13 protein-coding genes are annotated in these 15,531 nt (G+C 64.3%); 2 read left to right on the plus strand and 11 right to left on the minus strand.

Features of this window, described 5'->3' with window-relative positions; all coding sequences use genetic code 11:
• Positions 1-194: 194 nt before the first annotated feature.
• Genes QHF85_RS12470 through QHF85_RS12485 form a run of 5 tightly spaced genes read right to left on the minus strand, consistent with a single transcriptional unit; the run spans position 195 to position 7,120 of the window.
• Positions 195-2,615 carry an effector-associated domain EAD1-containing protein gene (locus tag QHF85_RS12470; RefSeq protein WP_281327364.1) on the minus strand — a complete coding sequence of 807 codons (2,421 nt, stop codon included), beginning with the start codon at positions 2,613-2,615 and terminating at the stop codon, positions 195-197.
• Positions 2,612-3,496, minus strand: coding sequence for a hypothetical protein (locus tag QHF85_RS12475; RefSeq protein WP_281327365.1), 885 nt, complete (start codon positions 3,494-3,496; stop codon positions 2,612-2,614). The genes QHF85_RS12470 and QHF85_RS12475 overlap by 4 nt, the downstream gene beginning before the upstream one ends.
• Positions 3,453-4,406, minus strand: a complete 954-nt coding sequence (locus tag QHF85_RS49775) for a hypothetical protein (protein ID WP_348652732.1) — start codon at positions 4,404-4,406, stop codon at positions 3,453-3,455. Before QHF85_RS49775 ends, QHF85_RS12475 begins: the two co-directional genes overlap by 44 nt.
• The gene (locus QHF85_RS12480) at positions 4,403-5,734 is read right to left on the minus strand and encodes a GTPase-associated system all-helical protein GASH (RefSeq protein WP_281327366.1); all 1,332 of its coding nucleotides are present in this window, start codon (positions 5,732-5,734) and stop codon (positions 4,403-4,405) included. Before QHF85_RS12480 ends, QHF85_RS49775 begins: the two co-directional genes overlap by 4 nt.
• 30 nt (positions 5,735-5,764) lie before the next feature.
• A complete protein-coding gene (locus QHF85_RS12485; protein WP_281327367.1) occupies positions 5,765-7,120 on the minus strand; it encodes an effector-associated domain EAD1-containing protein in 1,356 nt (451 codons plus the stop codon).
• A gap of 474 nt (positions 7,121-7,594) precedes the next feature.
• On the opposite strand from QHF85_RS12485, the gene QHF85_RS12490 reads away from it, so the two are divergent.
• Positions 7,595-8,533: a hypothetical protein gene (locus tag QHF85_RS12490; RefSeq protein WP_281327368.1), complete on the plus strand. Its 939-nt coding sequence runs from the start codon at positions 7,595-7,597 to the stop codon at positions 8,531-8,533.
• Between the two features lie 105 nt (positions 8,534-8,638).
• Here the strand turns inward: QHF85_RS12490 and QHF85_RS12495 are convergent, their stop codons facing one another.
• The 6 genes from QHF85_RS12495 to QHF85_RS12520 form a co-directional block, all read right to left on the minus strand.
• Positions 8,639-9,013: a hypothetical protein gene (locus QHF85_RS12495; protein WP_281327369.1), complete on the minus strand. Its 375-nt coding sequence runs from the start codon at positions 9,011-9,013 to the stop codon at positions 8,639-8,641.
• A gap of 10 nt (positions 9,014-9,023) precedes the next feature.
• Positions 9,024-9,377, minus strand: a complete 354-nt coding sequence (locus tag QHF85_RS12500; RefSeq protein WP_281327370.1) for a hypothetical protein — start codon at positions 9,375-9,377, stop codon at positions 9,024-9,026.
• Positions 9,378-9,397: 20 nt separating this feature from the next.
• The gene (locus QHF85_RS12505) at positions 9,398-10,015 is read right to left on the minus strand and encodes a hypothetical protein (protein ID WP_281327371.1); all 618 of its coding nucleotides are present in this window, start codon (positions 10,013-10,015) and stop codon (positions 9,398-9,400) included.
• A gap of 244 nt (positions 10,016-10,259) precedes the next feature.
• Positions 10,260-11,402 carry a sigma-70 family RNA polymerase sigma factor gene (locus QHF85_RS12510; protein ID WP_281327372.1) on the minus strand — a complete coding sequence of 381 codons (1,143 nt, stop codon included), beginning with the start codon at positions 11,400-11,402 and terminating at the stop codon, positions 10,260-10,262.
• A gap of 45 nt (positions 11,403-11,447) precedes the next feature.
• Complete coding sequence (locus tag QHF85_RS12515; RefSeq protein ID WP_281327373.1) at positions 11,448-12,428, minus strand: hypothetical protein; 981 nt, start codon at positions 12,426-12,428, stop codon at positions 11,448-11,450.
• Positions 12,429-13,754: 1,326 nt separating this feature from the next.
• On the minus strand, positions 13,755-14,066 hold the full coding sequence (locus QHF85_RS12520) for a hypothetical protein (protein WP_281327374.1): 312 nt from the start codon (positions 14,064-14,066) through the stop codon (positions 13,755-13,757).
• Between the two features lie 164 nt (positions 14,067-14,230).
• Here QHF85_RS12520 and QHF85_RS12525 point away from each other — a divergent pair, with 164 nt between their 5' ends.
• Positions 14,231-14,434 carry a helix-turn-helix transcriptional regulator gene (locus QHF85_RS12525; protein ID WP_281327375.1) on the plus strand — a complete coding sequence of 68 codons (204 nt, stop codon included), beginning with the start codon at positions 14,231-14,233 and terminating at the stop codon, positions 14,432-14,434.
• Positions 14,435-15,531 lie beyond the last annotated feature (1,097 nt).

The following is a 15,531-nucleotide window of genomic DNA, read 5'->3' on the forward strand; positions in this document are numbered from 1 at the left end:
GATTCAGGTTTGTCCGCGGTCACGGCGCGGACACTACACGCGTTCCGCAGGCAGAGCGAGAGGGTCGGCTGCGGAACGCCGGTTTCCGCCGAGAGCGCGGAGCCGCCCCCGGTGGAGGCAGGTTTATTGGGACAACTTTCCTGACGCAGGGGGACACCGACCATGGGATCATGGTACCCATGTCGACCTACTCGTTAACGTCGCTCCAGAAGCAGCTGCCATATCTCCTCTAGATGGTCGTTGTGCGGGGAGTCTTCCCGTAATTCCCGGACTAAAGCCACCAGACCGCCTTGTAGGCCACCGTTGCGCGCGAGCGCCGCAGCCTCTCGCCATCGCACGTCCGGCGCTCCCCAGTTCTTCAGGCGCTTGCGCTCTCCACCCGCACGCTCCCAGATGTCCTCCAGACGATCGGGGGCGAGGTTCGCCCCCACCTCAGCAACCCGACGGACGAGGGGAGCCTCATCCACAATATTGGTAATAGAGGGTTTTCCTCTCCAAGAAAGCCGCCAACGCTGCCAACTGGAGAGTAACTCTTGGCACGCCTCTGCAGCGGACCAAAGCTCCAGCACGCTCCAGCAGCGGTTATAGATTGTTTCAGCAGCACGCTGCCACCCCCGGGCCAGGACGGCTCGTCCCACCGCGTCCGCAACGGACGTCCACTCCGAGGCCTGTGGACCATCCAGCCACCGGATCGCTTCGAACTCGTCCAGATGCACGTCCCACATCAGGAGGGCTGCAATCACTCTCGCCGAGGGGCGGATCCGCCGAGCGCGGGTTATGACAGCTTCACCTAACGGCCGCTCAACAGTCGGATCGGCCAGTCCGGTATCACAGCGCCTGACCAGGGCCTCCGCCACCCGTGGGAGCAGCGCAGTCCGGCCAGTGCTACTGACCGCATCCCACAACGACGCTCGCCGCGGGTGATCGAGCACGGTCTCCGCCAAGCCCTCTGCCAAGGCAGCGACAAGGCCCTCCGGCTCGTCTCCCGCCAAGACCACGTTTATTAACTCGCGCCCGATGGCGTCGCGGTCCACGCCCGGAGGCCAGCATGCACCGCCAGCCTTGACGTGTGCTGCCCACAACGCTCTCCACCCGGGGTGACCAGCATCCAACTGGCGCAACAGTTCGGGCTCGCGAGCTGTTCGTCGTGCGACCAGCTGGCTGAACTCCGGGCCCGGAAACGAAACTGCCTCATCAACAACTGCGGCTCCTGGCAAATGCTCAACGAGGAATGCCAGGCCAGCTGACGGGTCGCCGCGAAAGGCCCGCTGCGCCTCAAATGCTTCGTGCGGCGGCATCGTCTGCATTGCCGCCCACGCGTGGAGTCGCGACCAGCCACGCTCTGCTGCCTGGCGCTGGATCTGCTGGAGTGCACTTTCGACGAACGCCATGCCGGGCGTCACGTTTAGTAAGCGCTGCTCAACCGCTGCCGTGGAGGGGAGAAGCGTTCGGAGCACCGCCTCGGCATTCGGCAGCCCCAGCCATCGCAGTGCGGCCTTCGCCCAACAAGCATGCGGGCTGGTTAGCTCTGCCGAGAGGCTTCCATGGACGGCTTCCTGCCACCAGTTCGCTGCACGGCCCGACGCCAACATGCCCAGCAATTCCGCAGCTTGCTCGGGAGACAGCTCCGCCGCCCAACGAGCGGTCCAGGTGCGCAACGCGCTTTCGAAGGCGGCCCCGTCGGGAAGTTGGGCCAGGTCGAGGTTCGCCAGCGACGACACGAAGGTCAGCCGTTCCTCGCAAAGTCCTCCAATCAGAGCGCGCGAAGCCTCACTTTTCAGGGCGACCGCTGCCAGGGGCTCGGGGGCCAGTGCCAGTAGGGTACGCAACACGTCCAGCGCATGCTGAGGCTCAGGGGCCTCGCGCAAGCGCTCGAGTCGATCCGCAGCCCGGGCAACTCGACGAAGACTTCCCAACTCGGACGGTAGGGAGGAGAGAGCGCCCAGCACCTCCCCGAAGGTCGGATCTGTCATACCGACCAACCATGCCGCCGCTCGGCTTGGCTGCGTCGTACCTGGGGAGACGGTGATTACCCGATGCCCCGACCACTGCAAAGCGCGCTCGGGAGGTACACCAAAGATGCAGGGTGGGGCAACCGACTCGCGGCCCTGGGGTGGGCTGATGGCCACGCGCGCGGAGAAAGCGCGACGGGCGTCTGGCCACAGCCGAGTCCAGAGAGCAGCAACAAGGCCCGGCCAAATATCGAGATTCGGTAGCACCAGAGTCCCCGCGTCCTGGGAGAGCAGCGCCTCCGCAACTGCAACCAACAGCTCGGCCGAGGGCAGCGAGACGGGCTCCCCGCCCAGCAACTCCATCACTGGACGCAGATCCGCAATTGCCCCGACCTCATCCAGACGCCAAATCGCGACCTCGCTGCGCACCATGCCACCGCGACGCGCCTGCTCATCGGGCTGCGTCCACCAGAGGGCCCACCACCCTGCCATAGGCCCACAGCCGACGGATGGCCACCAGCGATCCCCCGGGGCGTAAGAGCCCGGAGGTTTGTCGGTCAGTCCGAGCAGAGCCGGGGGAAGAAGGGTAGGAGAGCCTTCCCACTCCAACAGGGCATGCATATTGTCCCGGGCACCATAGCGCGCTCGGAGCGGGCGGCTCATCGTGACCCCACAAGCCAGGCCAATGGCCTTGTCAGGTCGGTATCCGACGTGCCCCCCTCGGGAGGAACGAGCCACCCCTGATGTTCTGGACCCTCGTCGATGAAGGTCGCGTTCTCGCTATTGGGTTCCAACAGGCAGCCGAGCGAAGAGAGGCCCCAGATGCTCGCTTCCCCGGGAGCCCACGTGCTTTCGATGAACGACGACATCAATGGAAGGGTCTCGTTGAGCACCTCCCGGGGAGGCTGCTGGGGTGCCGCCCCCAGTTCGTCGTAGCAGGATAATAGAACGGCAAGGCGCGGCCGCTGCAGGCGGCTCAACTGACCCAGGCCAGCCACATGGAGCAAGATCTGCAAGAGTTCTACCCATCTGGCATTCGCGTCCCACGAAACCGCCCGCGCCGTATTGCTGCTACTCGCCTTCTCTTTGCTTTTCTTCAGCTCCTCGAATGCGTCGGGATACGTTGGTTCGCTCTTGAGTCGGATCAGCAGGATCCAGCCGTCAGCCTTCGTCAACCTCAATCGCCACGCGTCAGAAACTGCACGGCTTTCGAACACCGAGCGAAGCTGTTCCCCCCCGTAGTCCGGCCAGCGCAGGTCAATGGCGTTGCCCCGCTCATCCACGAGCGGCAGCAAAACCTCGGCCCACGCGTCTGCCGAAGTATGAGAAGCCGCGTGCCCCTCTTCCAGGCATCGAAGCACCTCCTCCAGCGCAGCCAGGTTAGAGGGAGTGCCCTGCTCGTGGCGAAGCCGAAGCAATCCAGGACGCCGCCGGATCCGACCGTAAAGCTGACCCGCATAGTGGGTTTTCCCGCTGTTCGGACCGCCCAGGATCACCAGTTCAGGAGTGCGCACGGGTGCCCCTGTATGCAGCAAATGGCTCATGGTTCAGGATCGGGTCGTCGACAGGACGCGCTCGAAGTGGGATCCACGCAGGCCGGAGGGCAGCTTCCAGGGCCAGCACGAGCGTCTCCCGCTGGTCGATGCGACTCTCGACCTCGATGGCGTGAGGAACGAGTTCGTTCAAGACACGACAAATCGCAGTTCGGATACCGTCGGGAGGAGCGTGATCCGCCTTCGCCCAAACCAACACCGTTGGTCTGTGACCGACGTGGTTACCAAGCCGCTCCAAGAGCTGGCGGGTGTCGTTCCGGGCCTGCCCTCTCTTGGGACCAGACAAGCGTATACAGTCCGCGAACACCAGGAAGGCATCTGCATGCCTCACGATCCATCGAGCCCCCTCCGCTTCCGGTGTATCTTCTTGAACCGACCAGCGGGCGAACCATTCTCCCGGAGCGTCCGTGAGCAGCACGTCCCGAAACTCATCCTTCGGGCCACGTAGCGCAAAATGAAGCAAGCCAGGGATCCTGCTGGTTCCCCGGGGGGTGTGCGGTGGGAAGGACGGACGGCGTGCAGCATCCTCGAACCGCGTCCACGCCGCTAACGATTCCCAAGCTCCGAGCGTCCGCGATCCCGCAAAACGCGCGTCGGCGAGCGTTTGCCCCCGGAGGAGCTGGAGGTAGTTTCCTGTGAGCAATGTAGTTTTTCCTGCATCGTGTGCCCCCAGCACGCCGATCAGGATGGACCGGCCCCGCGGGGCCAAGTTGGCAAGATCTGCCACGCCTAGAGCGCTGCCAGACCATGGCACCCGGGCCGAGGTCTCGGTGGGCGGAGACGGCGTAGCCTCGGCTTTGGAAGCAGACCAGAAGGGGCACTCGGCAGGGTTCAGCTTCCCATCTCTGCACAATTCCCCGTCGTCGACAAAGCAATGGGGGTTCGAGCAGCGTCGGCTCATCGCTTCTCCATAGCGAGTTGCACAGCCTGCTCCTGTCGGAACAAGGCCCGGGCAAGTACTGGAAGGCTTAACGTGCTCTCTCCTGCCAGTCCAGCTTGCTGCACGACCCCGTCCAGACTCCACTCCTGGTCACCCAGGGCCACGATGACAAGATCGCGCAGGCTGAGGCGGCCCTCCTTGGGCGGCGGGATGAATCGCCCTGCCCACCCTTGAGGAAGACGGCGCCGCGCTTCGCGGAGCGCAGTGAGGAGAGCTGGCAGTTGGTGCTGTCGCTCGAAGTCCGCGTTCGAAAGTCGACAGACGGTCTCTGCGAGGAGGTAGCTTACGCTGGCAGGCGCAGGTTTCGTAATCAAGTCAAGAAGGTCGATGGCCATGACCACCGCAGCGAGCTGAGTCGGCAATTCGCGATAGCCGCACCTGAGGGATTGCGAATAGAGCGCTTCCGACCACCATAGGGCGTTCAAGCGCACCTGATCGGCTTGCTGACGATGCTCGCTAGCTGACAGTGCTTCCCGTACCCAATCGTGGTGTGCCGTCAACGAATTGTCGATCTTTTTGATGAGCTCCGCCTGTGATGCCTGGAGCCGTTGAGCCACATCCGTTTGATATTTCGCAACCTCCCTTGCCAGAGAGTCGAGTTCATCCGCGAGCAGAACGTGCATTCGTTCAGAAAATTCGTAGGACCAGCTTCCTGCGCTATTCGTCCAAATTTGGTTTGCTCCTGGGATTGGCTTGTTGTCACGGTGGTGTGGTCCCGCCGTCGCCGCAACCCGCTGCAGCAGGTCTTGCCTGTCCACCTTGCGCGCCGCCGGCGCTTTCAATGCCCCGGGAGCTTCCACCTGTAACAAAGCTTTCCCATTCTTGGAATCGGTCGGGATCGAGGGAACGTCCAGCGCTGCCTCCTCCCCACGCGCCGCGATGCGCTCCAGCATCCCTCGCACTACGTGCTCCTCTCGACCTATGCGTAGCAACGGCAGCGTGTCCGCCGCAGTCAGCCATATAATGGCTGCATTGGTTCCCTCGGCAGCATGGCTGCATGCCCCGAGTAATATGGCCCGATATAACCCGACGGGTGGATTATCATACACGGTGCCCATGGATTTCCACTCGGCGACAAGCGCACGGTGGGCCTTGGTGATGGCGGGATCGTTTGCTGGCACGTCTGGGTCAAGGCCGGCGAGAATGGCCCGAATGAGCTCAGGCCGGTTCGTGATGAGCTCCTGGCCGACAGCGTTGGCGGCCCTCTCGATTTTGGCGAAGCGCTCGTCGTCTCCGCCGAGCTTCTCGATGAGCCCGGCAGCCAACAGTTCGGTCAGCAAATCTGCCATTCGTAGTCTCCAAGTACCTGTGCGGGCAACTTAGGGTTTTGTTGTCTTCGCTGCCGTCAGGGACTCCAGGTGGTGGATGAGCACGGTGTTGTCGGGAAGGTCTTCCAGCGCGGCCTTCAGCAAGGTCGCAGGACGAACCGACGCCCCCTGCATGCTGCGGATCCAGAGCCGCTGCCACAGATCCCGCGGCCGTGGGATGTTCTCCACCTCGCTGACCTTGCCGCCGGCTCGCTCCCAGAGGGCACGAGCGTCGCGCACGTCGGGGTACTCCTCGGCGAGCACGTGAATGAGATCCCGAGGCAGCGCGGTAGAAGTGGAAGGGCTCGTCCGTGAGGCTGGGTCGGCAGGCATGACGCCGGGCTTCTCTGGAGGGATCGTAACCCTAGCATCCCGATCCGGGAGGAGGTCGGTCGCCCTTCGCAACATGCCTATCAAGCACTCCGCTGACGCGCGGGCGGCGAACCTGCGGTACCGGTCGTCCTTGAAAGCATCGCCGTAATCCGAGACCGCTTTGGCCACCACGACGGGCACGTCCAGGAGGTTCCCCAGGGCGCCAAGGGCGCTGGCCTCCATCTCCACGCCGAGCACTTTTCGCATGTAGCTCGCGAGCCGAGGGAAGATGCCTGCGTCCTCCGTGACCGATGCGCCCGTGGCGATAGGCGCTACGCAGACCTGAATCGCGGGGGGCGAAGGGAGCCCGTGGGGGTGGAGGAGCTGCAGCTCCGCAGCCCGCGCCCGGCCGATGTCCGTGAGGATCAGCGGCTGGGCAACCCACTTGCGTTGCCAGAGACGAGGAAGGACGTCGCTCCAGTCTGGACAGGCCTCTTTGAAGTCCGCTCGGCCGAGGGGGTCCTCGCCGGCAAGAAGCCGAAGGAGGACCCAGTCTTCCTGGTTCTCGAGCGGTAGCGCGGGCCGCTCGGCGAGCCACAGGGCCTGTTCCGAGACGGACACCTGCTGCATGCGCTGAATCCAGACCGGCGGGGCGTGGAACTGGAACATGTCCCCCTCGAAGCGCTCCTCTCCGTCCTCGACTGTGGTTTTTCCCGCATCGTAGGACCAGAGTCGGTCGGCGAAGATCACGTCGCCCAGTGCCACCTTGCCCCGGCGCCCGGCGCAGATTCCGCACATGGCGAGGCAACGAGCAGGCTGCGCCTGGATGAGCATGCTCGCGACGGCCTGCGCCTGCTCACGCCCCATGTGCGTCGCCCACGTCGACCGGATCCGGAGCGGGGCTCCGCTCGAGGTCATGAACGATGCATCGGCTACGGTCCAGCCCTTGGGGCCATGGCTCTCCACCCACCCAGGGTCGATGAGGCCATACGTGACGTTCAGGACCTGGTCGTACTCGTCCTTCAGGGCGCAAATGAGGAGTACGTCGAGCGTCATGGCACCGATCTCGCCACGTCGAATGCCCGCCAACGATCGCAATCCACGCTACTGTCCTCCCACCGTGTCATCGCAGACGTGCGCCTCCGTCCTACCCGGCTTGTCTCGGATGCGCAAGTCAGCTCATCGCTCGGATCGGTCTGGGTCTGTTCCGCACCTCTGCGAGGCTCCGATACGGAGCCACCTCTCCTCACTTCGGCCCCTCACGGCCGTAGAGCCTTCACTCCGCGGGCAATGCCTGACAGCAGAAGACTTTTGGCTTGGCGGGCTTGGCTTTCCGCCGTCCGGCTGGCCTCCCTGCGGCACGCAGCCGTGTGGCACAACTCCATACACGCTGAAGGCCCGGTTTTGAGCCGCGCTCGCCGCTGGGAACCCCGCCTCAAAGAGCCCCGCAGTTGCGCCGTTGACCTGCGGTGCGCGGGGCAAGTATAGTCAAGTAATTACGATTGGACAGCCACCAGACAAGGCCCCCTGATGACCTCGAAAGTACAACGCAATCGCTTGCAGCCGTACCACGTGTTCGTTGCTGAACTTGCAAGGTTGAACGAGGTTTACTGGACCTCGAAGTACGCCCTTGAGCGGATTCCTGCCACACTCAAGGCCATTGCGGCCACGGCCTCTGATGCTGAAGATCCGGCGGTTGGGGACTTGTGGAGGAGCTCGAACCCGCGAATGCACAAGCAGTTAACCATCTCGCTGTCAGAATTCAGGAGGCGCGCGACTGCTACCACAGAATTCATCCGAGCGATTTCTGTTGTCGGCATCTGCTCGGCATTCGAAAATGCGATTGCGAATTATTTTGCACTTGCTTGTCTGTACAACCCCAAGAGTGTGTTGAGTGGCTGGAATCATGCCTCGGTGCCGAAGATTCTCAGGAGCAAGGATGCCTATACTAGGCTGCAGAGGCGCGCGACTGAGAGGGCCGCCGAAGTCTTGAGAGCGGGTTACGGCACTCGGATATTCGCACTCATCGATGCTTTTGGAGCAGACCGCGCCGATCTGGAGATTCCTGCAGCTCTGGAGACCTACCATGGTTATCGCCACTTGCTTGCCCACAATCAAGGTGTGGAGGAAGATGGTCCGTGGCTCCCACCAGATGACCTTGTTGCCGCACGTATAGTTGTCGATGAAGAGGCCTGGCGACAAATGTTGGCAGATTTTAGCGCGTTGATGGGGCGGCTGGATCGCATCATGCAAACTGTAATTCCCGACAGAGCAATCCATCTCGCTGTACACTGGGTCATGGAACACCTGGCCAGCGAATGGATTACGCTGGGCACACTACGGAATCGAGTTAACGTTCGCTGGCATCTTCTGGAATCAGTCAAAGCCATCGAGGAGACTGCGGTGGCGCTAGGCTACCGCGTTTCTGCGGAAAATAATCAACGACGCCGTCGGGTTATGCAAAGATGATCAATTTGCGCGGTGTGAATCAGCGCCGGCATTAGCATCCCGCCCCGTTCCAGGGGGCCGAGAAACGCCTAAGCAGGCACTCTGGAACCGGCCGCGCCTCCCCTTTCAACCCCCCGCGGCTCTTCGCACCTCGGGTCGGATAAGCCCGACGAGCGCCTGGATCACGTCCGCAACCGCCACCATGCGCTCGCGCCTGTTCTTGGTGTGCGCTTCATCAGCCGAAGCAAGGACCCCCGCTGCCCACGCGTCGAGCGCGTCGAGGATCCTCAGCACGTCACGGGTCTCCGGCGAGGCTCCCGGTCTGGGCTTCAGCTCGGGCCGCACGATAGGAATCAGCACCGAGAGCACGTCGGCGACGGCCAAGGCACGCGCGTGTCGGCCCGTATTTGGCGCGGTGCTGCCGAGTGAGGCGTCTGCAAGCATGCCCTGGGACCAGCCGTCGAGTATGTCAAGGATTCTCTTGAAAGGATGACCTTTCATTACGGCTTCCTCACGCAGATGCACTACTACCCCGCAGGACAGCGATCGTTAAATTCATCGCCATGCGATGGAACGCCTGAAACACGCGTCCGGCCTCCTCGTCGGTGAGGGCGTAACCACGGAATACCTTGCGCCTCTGGGCGTCGATCGCGTGCTCCTCGACGTACACGCGCCCATCACTCCCGAGCGCGAGGGTCTGGAGACACGCCCACCGGAGCAAGACGCGTTCCCCATGCCGCGCCCGTTCCTCGGCAGTCAACGCGTACCCGACGAACACGCGCCGACCCGGAGGCGGCTCGTCCTCGATGCGGACGTAGATCGTGCCATCGCTCGCGAACACGAGCTCGGTCGGAAGAGTCGCCATCGTTCTTGACCTCCCTTTACTCACACCGGGATCCGGAGTTGCACCCGCTCGGGTCGCGAGCCAGGTCCCTGGTTCGTTGACGAGAGCGAGACGACCCGGCCGCTTTGCAGTCGAAGCAGCGCGGGCACGAGCTCCCCTGAATACGAAAGCTCGGGAAGCCGATCGCGCAAACGTGCAACGGATACGAACCCCTCCGCATCCGGGGGCATCCTCGAAATGGCAAAATGGACAAGCCCTTCGGTGTACGCGTCGTCCCCAAGTCTCCGAAGCACGGCCGCATAGTGCACGACGCAGATCGCGGCGTCCTGGTACGCAGAATCCACGCGCATGAGCTCGAGCAGGAGCAACTCCCCGCGCTCGTCGTGGTCGACGGCGCCAGCGGAGGCGTGGGTCGCTCGCGCGGATCGCGGTGGGAGGCAATCCGAGAGCCGGACCTTGCGGAAGCACCCGCGGATGCGGGATACGAAGCACCCGACGAAGACGCGCGCGAGGTTCCACGCCGAAGGCCGATCCACGATCGTGTCGCGCGGCGGCTCGGAATGCGCCGCGCTCATCCCCGTCCCGCTCTGCGGTGGATACGCCGAGCGGTCCATCTCGGTCGTTGCTGCGTCGTCGTCGAAGTCCCGAAGAGCATTCATGGTTCCTCCATGGGCGTCGCCGACCCGAGGCGACGGCGAATCGAGGGCGTGCGCGAGCAGGGTGGGGACGCCCCGGTTTTCGGCAACAAACGACCCCCAGGAGAGGGCGATGGGGACGCGTGCCCAGAGAGAAGACATCCCCACCGCCCCCTTCTGCGGGTCGTTTTCGGCTACGTGCGTCGCCGTCTGGCGCGCACATACATAAAATTGGGTTGGTCGCCCCGAAGGGACACCAAAAAGTGAATCAGGGAGCGCGGCGCGGTCGCTCGGCCCTGGCGAGCTCGCCGAGGACGAACGCTCTCACCTTGGGCAGCGGGTTCGACGGGAACCGACGATCGTAACGCTCGAACGCCGCCCGTGCGTCCGCGATGTCGCCTTGCTCCAGCGCACCCACCGCCCGATTCAGCAAGGCCCGAGCTTCGGTCACCGGATCCGCAGAGCGCGGCATCGAGCTCGGCGAGCTCGGCGCGCTCGGCGGCGGCGCAGGTGGTGGCGCTGCTGTCACAGGCAAAGCGGCAACAGCCGGGGGAATGCGCTCGTCGAGATGGCTCCTCGTGGCCTCTGGCACGACCGCCGCGGGACGCACGAGGAGATAAACGACGACTGCTCCAACAATCCCGCCCGTGATGTTTCCTCCGAGAAACGAGGCCGCGTCCGGCCCGGCCTGCCCGGTGCCTGGAGCTTCGGCGTCCGGAGCGGTCGCGGGCGCTTCCGGTTCCGTCGCTCCGGGGCCCTGCTCGACGACGGCGCGGAGCCGCTCCCGCAGCTCCTCCGGAACGTCCTCCGTGCTGGCGCGAAGGAACGCGAACAGCCCGTCCACCGTGAAGGGCAGCACGACCATACCATTGTCGCGCATCTTCCTCTTGATCCGCCGCGTGAAATCCTCCCGCGCGCGTTCGAGGCGATCCTTGACGGTGCGCTTCGAGACGCCAACCAACTGCGCCGTCTCCTCATGGCTCAGCTCCCCGAGTTCGACGGCCGTCAGCACTTCGCGAAGGTCCGCGTCCATCTCTCCGATGGTCTCCTGCACGAGTCGCACCTGCTGCGCTCTCGCCATGGCCTCCTCGGGGTTGCGCGCGCCGCTCGGCGCCGCAATTACATCTTCATCGACGGAAAATCCTCCTCGATACTGCTCGCGCACCTGCCAATCGCGCGCCTTGCGCTGCGTGATCGCATACAGCCAGACGGCCATCGACCCCTTCGCCGGATCGTACCGCGGCAAACCCGCGACAGCTACCGTCAGGACCTCCTGCCCGAGGTCCTCCACCTCCGTGAGCGGAACGGGCCCCCAGGGCGGAGGGAGCCGGGCCAACCATCCCGGCACGCGGAGCGCAAGCTGCGCGAGTTGCTCGTGAGGATCATCTGGTGTGTCGAGTCGTCGGGTCACGTTCTAATGGATTGGGTTGAGCCCCCGAAAGGGACACCCAAATCGTCACTTGTCCTTCGGACGGCAGCAGATCGTCGAGGGTCGGAGCGCCTCCACCTGCCCGATGGGTTCACCGCCCGTCGGCTGACACGTGCCCGAGTGGTACGTGACGTTCGAGATCGACTTGCTCCCGAGGGCCGAGCCCGCGGGCAAGTCGAAGCAGGCTTCCTTGAGCGATGAGATCGGGTAACCGAGGAGGAGCGGATCGACGCACGCGTTATCCTTGTAGATTGAGGCCGTCGCCGTGCACATGCTGCCCTCGACCTCGGGCATGCACTCGCACGCGGTGCATCCGCGTTTGTCCTCGAACCCGCTGTAAATGACGAAGCGGTCGGTGTAGTTCTCGCCCTGGCAGGGGACGTCCCCCTCCTGATACACGCAGACGCGAAACTCGGGCGGCGGCGTGGGCGCGGGGGCGCACTTCGCGCCGGATCCGCACCCGCCCTCGCCGCCTTCCGGGAATCCTTCGCAGCCGACGACTGTGAGCCCCCACGTTGGCTCGTCCGAAGTCCCGGTCAGGATCGGCTCGTACTTCACCTCGCAGCCTTCGTCCATGGCCTGCATGGGCCCGATGGTGAGCGACTCGACGCACGGCTTGCCGCCGCACTGTTTTCCCGCGGCGATCGCGTTGGAGCTCGAGCAGCTCCCGTCCCAGTCGGCCGGGGGGTCGAAGGACGTTGGTACCGCGCCAGCAATGTTGCAGGCTGCGTTGCTTGCGGTCGTGGTCGTCGGCAGCGTGCAGGAGCCCGTCGAAGGCTTGCAGCCACAGTTGCAGGCGAGCGGCCCCGCGACCAGATCGGCGTACTTGGTGAAGTGATGCTCGGGCGCCTCGGGCGGGCACTCGACGGCGGGGCCGGGCGTCATCGCCACGAGGATCGGATCGCTCCATCCGAGGGGCCGGAAGGGGACGCACTGGCCAGTGCAGACCTTGGCCTCCATGCCGCCGCCACCGGCATCCCCCGCGTCGGCCCCAGCATCCGCCGGCAACGTGGGCCATCCACAATCGGGCACTCCTCCGTCCAAATCGCAGAAAACAATGCGCCCGTCACGGCCGCATCCAGCAAGCGCCAGAACCGTAAAAGCGCAGCCGTAGAAGTTCCATGCACGTATCATGCGGAATCTCCTGGTTTCATGGAGCCCATAAAATACCAATTCCCAATGACGGCAGTACGACAGGGGTCTCCCAAACGTCGCGTGGCCCGTAGCCGAGCGTGGGGCCTTGGATGCCTACCAATGCTTCGCCGAACGCCCGTAGCCCGAGAACCTCGGTAAGAGGCTGATCGTACGACAGCCGCAGGCCTGCACCTGCAAATGCCTGGGTCGCCTTGGTCTGAAAGACGAGTCCATCACCGCCCGTCGCCTGAAGGAAGCCACCGGAAAGCGAGATACATGTACGAACTCGCGGATGTACGAGGATGCAAGGCACGCCTACCAGCGTCCCGAGCCACAGGCGGACGGGTCTTCCTGCCACTTCCCCCCGGTGGTCGACCACGCCGCGGACCTCGAAACCGAGGGAGAACCAAGGCCACCGGGCCGCTGCTTGGACAGCTCCACCCAGTGCCACGCCGGGAGTGTCGAGGAAACCGACGACGAAGGCCGCAGAGAGCTCTCTCCGAAACGGCGGTTCAGTAGTAGATGGAGAGGGAGCTGCTGGTCGCGGAACGCGCGACGGGGGCGGCTCCGGGGCCCGTGGCGGCGGCGGAGTGGGAGGGGGCGGTGGTGGCTCCGGCCCCACGGGAGGCGTCGGCGGGACCAGGAGCATCCAGGCCTCCGGCGTCTCGCCCTTGGGCGTCATGAACCGCGCGTAGATCATGAGCGCCACGTCCTCGACGAGCTCGTCGCACTTCCACCGCGGGGTCGCGGTCTCCTCCCATTGAACCGCGCCCTGGTCGTCTCGGGCGACGAGCACGGCCTCCAGGCGTCCACCGGTACGCCGCACCGTCACGGAGAGGGACGCGCGCGCCGCGTCCGGGAAGACGTCGTACCGGTACTTCGCGCTCGTCAGCTCCGCAAGGGCGGAGCTTGCAGGACACTTGGCTCCGGGGGGCGCGACGTACTCGAGCCGAAACGCGACGCGCGGTGCCGTTGGCGCATCGTCCGCCATCGCAGGCAGCGCAAGGGCAACCAGAAGGACACTCAGCGGGCTTGCGTAGGCGTGGCGCATCGGTCCGGACGAACCTAGGCTACCAGGAAGCGCGGAAAAAGCGCAAGATGGTCCCACCTGGTTTGGCCCGGCCACACTCGGGTGCCCGGTGAAACTTCCGTGCGTCATAGAGCAGGAAGCCCACCGGGCGTCCCGCGTTTCTCATGCAATCACTGCGTGAGGGCGCTGATCTCCGTGCCGAGCACGCGGGCGACCGCCCCGGCGAAGTGGACCGTCACGTAGAGCCTGGCCTCCAGGACCGCGCGCACGTATTCGCGTGCGTAGCCGAGCGCCACCGCGACATCATGCAGGGTTTTCCCCTGTGCATACATGAGGAGCGCGACTCGCACGCGCTCCTGCTGGTCGGGCGTGAGCACCGCCGGAATGCTTGCGGGCTCTTGATCGGATCCGCTCTCGACGGACCCTTCGGGCAGATCAGTGCTTTCTTGCCCTGCGCATGCAGGACGAACGATAGTGGTCATGGGTTGCGACTCCGCTTCGGACGGGGTTGCGGCCAAGTCGCCCCGGGGGATTTCCAGGTCCCTCGGGGCGGCGCCTTTGTGTGCTAATCACGAAAATTGTAGAGACGAAGCCATCGCGTGGCGTAAACTACTCCTTCGCCGTGAGTGAGACGCTACAGCAGCGCATGGGTCGAATCGTTCGGGATCGACGCGAGGCCCTTGGCTTGACCCAGGAGGAACTCGGGGAACGCTGCAATTTGCATCGCACCTACATCGGCAGCATCGAGCGCGGCGAGCGAAATCTGTCCTTGCAGAACATCGAGCGGATCGCGCATGCCCTGGAAATTCTCGCCTGGGAGCTGGTTCGGGCCGCGGAGGAAGCTGAGTGAAGCTCCCTTCCTGCCGGAGATGACCATCCATAGCGCCAAAAGATGACGATTCATAGCGTCATACTTGGTGGGTTGTCAAAGACGATGTTGCGGCCACGAAACGCAGCAAGTGGCGGAAAGATGGTCCACTCCGTGGCGGGAACACCGTGGGCCGCCGTGCGCTCCGCCTATGTGGCGCTTCGCCATGCCTTCCAAGCCGGCAGCAAACTCGCGTTCCCGCCCCTTGGGCGCTCGTCCCCTGCCGACGTTCAGCGCTTCCCGTCGCTGGCAAGCGCCATCGCGGTCGTGCAGCTCCGGACCCCACTGTAGAAGGAGACGAGAGCATGCACCAGCAGAGGCCACCCGTCGGGATCGGGGTCCCGGCCCCGTGCAGCCGAAGCAGCGCCGGCTTCGGCCCTACGCGGTGTAGCGAGGTGGAAACAAGTCACCGAGGGGAGGTTCGGGGTTGACGTGGGGCAGCAAAGGATCCGGGATATGCCTCGGGACGGGGAAAGGGACAGGTCTGATGGGCAAGAAGATGCTGGGCGACAACGGTTGTTCGGCTTCGTCTGCCTCTTCCGTGAGCACCTCAGTCTCGTCGAAGCCATCCGTCGTCTCTGCGCCCGCCATCATACAGCCAGCACCCGTGAACAACGACGTCGCGCTCAGCAAAACGAGTGTTACCCAGTTCGAACGTGCCATGAGGTTCCTCCTCCCCATCCACGAAACGTGGAAGAGCCTGCATCGTTCATTGGGCCAATGGCCTCGATGTCCACACCGGATTCGACGCTGGAAAGTGCGGTCGGCGCAGGCGATTAAGGCCACGGAGAGCAAGATCAGCCGCACACGCAAGCTTCGGGATGGCTCGACCACCGAAACTTTCTCACTCACGGGGATCCTTCGTTGCCCGAGCTGCGGCGCAGGGCTGAACGGGCAAGTGGACGAATTTTTCCGAGGGGGGCTCCGCCTTACCTGCCTGTCGCTGGACCCGCCCGTGGGGCAAGTCGGACTCGGTGTCACCAGCCCCGCGCAGCCAAGGACGGCGCTGCACGTCCGTGACACGCGAACCAGGAACTTGCTTATGCGAAGCCGCTGAAGGCCCGCACGGCCCGTGCTCA

This window comes from Polyangium sp. 6x1 (genome assembly GCF_029946515.1).
Lineage (GTDB): Bacteria > Myxococcota_A > Polyangia > Polyangiales > Polyangiaceae > Polyangium.

Bases quoted from the DNA above. Each gene is read 5' to 3' on its own strand.
- QHF85_RS12495 (WP_281327369.1), bottom strand. From the start codon at position 9,013: ATGAAAGGTCATCCTTTCAAGAGAATCCTTGACATACTCGACGGCTGG.
- QHF85_RS49775 (WP_348652732.1), bottom strand. From the start codon at position 4,406: ATGAGCCGACGCTGCTCGAACCCCCATTGCTTTGTCGACGACGGGGAA.
- QHF85_RS12525 (WP_281327375.1), top strand. From the start codon at position 14,231: ATGGGTCGAATCGTTCGGGATCGACGCGAGGCCCTTGGCTTGACCCAG.
- QHF85_RS12500 (WP_281327370.1), bottom strand. From the start codon at position 9,377: ATGGCGACTCTTCCGACCGAGCTCGTGTTCGCGAGCGATGGCACGATC.
- QHF85_RS12475 (WP_281327365.1), bottom strand. From the start codon at position 3,496: ATGAGCCATTTGCTGCATACAGGGGCACCCGTGCGCACTCCTGAACTG.
- QHF85_RS12485 (WP_281327367.1), bottom strand. From the start codon at position 7,120: ATGACGCTCGACGTACTCCTCATTTGCGCCCTGAAGGACGAGTACGAC.
- QHF85_RS12505 (WP_281327371.1), bottom strand. From the start codon at position 10,015: ATGAATGCTCTTCGGGACTTCGACGACGACGCAGCAACGACCGAGATG.
- QHF85_RS12470 (WP_281327364.1), bottom strand. From the start codon at position 2,615: ATGAGCCGCCCGCTCCGAGCGCGCTATGGTGCCCGGGACAATATGCAT.
- QHF85_RS12520 (WP_281327374.1), bottom strand. From the start codon at position 14,066: ATGACCACTATCGTTCGTCCTGCATGCGCAGGGCAAGAAAGCACTGAT.
- QHF85_RS12490 (WP_281327368.1), top strand. From the start codon at position 7,595: ATGACCTCGAAAGTACAACGCAATCGCTTGCAGCCGTACCACGTGTTC.
- QHF85_RS12480 (WP_281327366.1), bottom strand. From the start codon at position 5,734: ATGGCAGATTTGCTGACCGAACTGTTGGCTGCCGGGCTCATCGAGAAG.